General features: G+C 68.5%; 1 protein-coding gene. It reads right to left on the reverse strand.

All coding sequences use genetic code 11. The features are described from left to right. Nucleotides 1–229: 229 nt before the first annotated feature. On the reverse strand, nt 230–689 hold a 460-nt coding region (locus G3I78_RS46655; protein WP_164436667.1), incomplete at its 5' end, for a DUF4352 domain-containing protein.

A 689-nucleotide genomic window follows, 5' to 3' on the forward strand; every position in this document is an offset into this window, starting at 1 on the left:
CACGGCGATCGGCCCGGCCCACGCTCACGACGGCGGACCGGACATTGCCGCTCAGCGGTGCTCCGGTGACCATTTGCCGAAGAACGAGCAAACGTCGATCCGTGAATATGGCCCAGAAGCGTCCCGACGGACGGATCGACGGTCCAGCCCATACCGTGCGCAGACACAGGAGCATCCCTCTCGCCCGTCGAACCATTGGTCATAATTCACCCGGTCAACCGTGTACCGGTCAGCCCAGCGACACCTCGGCCCCGCCCGAGAACATCGAGTCGTGGAGCTCGATCGAGGTGGGGACGGCGTCCGCGGGGACGTCGAACACGACGGTGCCCTCGACGCTGTTGCCAGGGTTGACGTCAGTGAGGAACGAGTTGGCGTCGCCGAGGTAGATCGCTGCGCTCGAGTCGGCGGAGTGCTCGCGGCCGGCGGAGTCGAGGAGCTTCTGGCTGCTGCCGTCGAACATCTGCGCCCGGTCGCCGATGTTCGTCACCGTCATGTGCACGAGCACGAACTGTCCCTGCGCCTGCGCGTTGAGGTACTCGTCGCCGACCGTCGCGACGCCCGTCTCCACGGACGTCACGGTGAACTCGAACTTGCCGTCGCGCACGGCGATCCCGATGCCCGGCGCGGCCGCCTCCTCGGGCGCCGGCTCCTCGGCGGCGGGCTCCGCCTGCGCGTGGTCGCCCTCGGGC

The sequence above is a fragment of the Streptomyces sp. SID13726 genome (assembly GCF_010548375.1).
Classification (GTDB): domain Bacteria; phylum Actinomycetota; class Actinomycetes; order Streptomycetales; family Streptomycetaceae; genus Streptomyces.